This window comes from Rhodococcus sp. EPR-134, from assembly GCF_001647205.1.
Lineage (GTDB): Bacteria > Actinomycetota > Actinomycetes > Mycobacteriales > Mycobacteriaceae > Rhodococcus_F > Rhodococcus_F qingshengii.
This window is the reverse complement of record NZ_LVCT01000729.1, coordinates 1-3,047: the sequence shown is the minus strand read 5'-3', so window position 1 is coordinate 3,047 and position 3,047 is coordinate 1. Positions and strand designations below refer to the sequence as shown.

At 63.5% G+C, this 3,047-nt stretch carries 3 protein-coding genes; 1 reads left to right on the top strand and 2 read right to left on the bottom strand.

Features of this window, described 5'->3' with window-relative positions; genetic code table 11:
• A partial coding sequence (locus tag A2J01_RS31630) for a tetratricopeptide repeat protein (RefSeq protein WP_331715365.1) occupies positions 1-749 on the top strand: 749 nt, incomplete at its 5' end.
• Positions 750-782: 33 nt separating this feature from the next.
• Here A2J01_RS31630 and A2J01_RS31625 read toward each other — a convergent pair.
• On the bottom strand, positions 783-1,982 hold the full coding sequence (locus A2J01_RS31625; RefSeq protein ID WP_064114311.1) for an acetate kinase: 1,200 nt from the start codon (positions 1,980-1,982) through the stop codon (positions 783-785).
• A partial coding sequence (gene pta / locus A2J01_RS31620) for a phosphate acetyltransferase (RefSeq protein ID WP_064114310.1) occupies positions 1,979-3,047 on the bottom strand: 1,069 nt, incomplete at its 5' end. The genes A2J01_RS31625 and pta, both read right to left, overlap by 4 nt.

Genomic DNA, 3,047 nt, shown 5'->3' with positions numbered 1-3,047 from the left:
GTGATCCGGAAACCGCACTGACAGTTCTGGGCGAACTCCAGCAGAACATCGGGGACCACTGGAAGATCGAGTGGTATCGAGGACTTGCGGCGTTACAACTGGACCGATTCGAGCCCGCTTTCAGTCACTTCGAGGCAGTTCTCACCGCACTGCCCGGCGAGGCTGCCCCCAAGCTGGCGTTGGCAGCGACGGCAGAACTGATTCTCCAGCACTGGGAGAGCGACGACCCGGACCAATGGTGCCGCTTCTCCGAGAAGTACTACCGCACCGTCTGGCGGACCGAACGAAACTACGTGAGCGCAGCATTCGGGCTCGCCCGACAACTCGCCGATCACGGCAACAAGAAGGCAGCCGTCGCCGCCCTCGACGAAGTACCCACGTCTTCCCGGCACTACAACGTCGCACGGATGTCCAGCGCTCTGACGATGCTGTCCGGCGTTCCGATCGCCGAACTCGACGAATCGACTCTGCGGGAAGCCGCCCGTCGTGTTCGGGCGCTACCTGCTGAAGAGAGCCGAAGCCTGCAGATGCGAACCCTGGTGTTGGGCACGGCACTCGATTGGATTCGCTACGGCAATCGCTCGCACACCGAACTCGAACCCATCCTCGACCTGCCCTTCACCGAGCAAGGTCTGCGCACCGGAGCCGAAGCCTGCCTTCGCGCCCTCGCTCGCGCCACGACCTCCCGCACGCACCGCTACGCCCTCGTGGACCGGGCGAATGCGGTGCGTCCGCGCAGCAATTTCTGACGGACTCCCCGAGGCTTACAGTGCTGCAGAAACCTACAGTGCGGCCACCAAAGCCTTCGCCGCGCGGGCGATCGCCAACTCCTCGTTGGTGGGGACCACCAGCACCTCGACGGCCGACGAGGATGCGGAGATACGACGCTCGTCGCGACTCTTCGCCTCGTTGAGAGCCGGGTCGACCTCGATACCGAGACGGGAAAGCCCGGCCAGGCTGTCGCGTCGCACGTCGATGTTGTTCTCCCCGACGCCACCGGTGAAGGTGATGACGTCGACGCCACCGAGTTGAACGATGAAGGCGCCGATGTACTTACGGAGCATGTGCACGTAAACGTCGTACGCAAGTTGTGCGTCTTGGTCGCCGCCCTCGATCAGTGCGAGCAGGGCACGGAAATCGTTGACTCCCGACAGTCCCTTCAAACCGGAGCGCCGGTTGAGGAGGTCGTCGATCTCGTCGACCTTCATTCCCGAGTTGCGGTTGAGGTGCAAGATGATGCCTGGGTCGATGTCGCCGCTGCGGGTGCCCATGACAAGACCCTCGAGCGGGGTGAGGCCCATCGTGGTGTCGATGGCCTTGCCGCCCTTGATTGCCGAGGCCGAAGCGCCGTTTCCGAGGTGCAGGACTATCTGATTCAGCTCGGCCGGATCCTTGCCGAGGAACTCCGCGACCCGTCCAGACACGTATTCGTGTGAGGTCCCGTGGAAACCGTACCGGCGAATCTGGTTGGCCTTGGCCACATCCCGATCGATCGCATAGGTGGACGCCGCCGCGGGCAGTGTGTGAAAGAAGGCAGTGTCGAACACTGCGACGTGCGGAACGTCGGGCAGTTCCTCGCGCGCCACCTCGATACCGATCACGTTGGCGGGATTGTGCAGCGGCGCAAGGTTCGACAGATCTTCGATGGCTTTCACGACGCCGTCGTCGATGAGAGTCGGCGAATAGAAGATGTCACCACCGTGCACGACTCGGTGACCGACTGCGATGATTCCGGCCTCACTCAGCGGCCGTCCGACCTCGGCGACGATGTCGAGCACCATCTTCAGACCTGCGCGGTGATCGGCGATCGGAAGGCTCCGGTCTTCGACTCCGGTGCGGTGGTTGTAGACGATGTGGCCGTCGGGCTCACCGATGCGCTCGATGAGACCGTGCGCCACCGATTCCGCCGTATCCGGATGCACGAGTTGAAATTTGATGGATGACGAGCCGGAATTGATGACCAGTACGGTGCCGTCGCTCACGCTTGCGCTCCCTGTGCCTGTATTGCCGTGATAGCCACGGTGTTGACGATGTCCTGGACCAACGCTCCACGCGAGAGGTCGTTGACCGGCTTGTTCAGTCCCTGCAGAACCGGCCCGACGGCGATAGCGCCGGCGCTACGCTGCACTGCCTTGTACGTGTTGTTGCCGGTGTTCAGGTCCGGGAACACGAACACCGTTGCTTTGCCCGCCACCAGAGAATCCGGCATCTTCTTGTCGGCGACACTCTGCTCGACGGCGGCGTCGTACTGAATGGGCCCTTCCACCAACAGATCCGGTCGACGCTCGCGCACCAAAGCGGTCGCGGTGCGAACCTTGTCGACGTCGGCTCCGCTGCCCGAATCCCCGGTGGAGTACGAGAGCATCGCGATGCGCGGATCGATCCCGAACTGCGACGCCGTCTGTGCGGACGAGATCGCGATGTCCGCCAACTGCTCCGACGTGGGGTCCGGAACCACGGCGCAGTCACCGTAGGAGAGAACGCGGTCGGCCAGGCACATCAGGAAGATGCTCGAGACCGTCGAGACACCGGGGGCGGTCTTGATGATCTCGAACGAGGGTCGAATCGTGTGAGCGGTGGTGTGCGCAGCGCCGGACACCATGCCGTCGGCAATTCCCAAGTGCACCATCATCGTTCCGAAGTACGAGATGTCGGCGATCACCTCGCGGGCCCGCTCGATGGTCATGCCCTTGTGAGCACGCAGCGCGGTGTATTCCTGTGCGAAGCGCTCGGTGTACTCGGACTGCGCGGGTGCGAGTACCTGCGCGCCACTGATGTCGACGCCGAGTTCCGCTGCGCGTCGACGCACACTGGGTTCGTCACCGAGGATCGTCAGGTCGGCAACCTGGCGCTGCAGCAACCGGCCGGCCGCGCGCAGGATCCGGTCGTCGTCACCCTCAGGCAGGACGATGTGCTTGCGATCGCGTCGAGCGCGGTCGATCAGCTTGTACTCGAACATCTGTGGGGTCACGACGGACGGGATCGGCAGTGCCAGTCGGTCCATCAGGACGTCGGCGTCGACGCGCTGTTCCATCAAGCTCAACGCG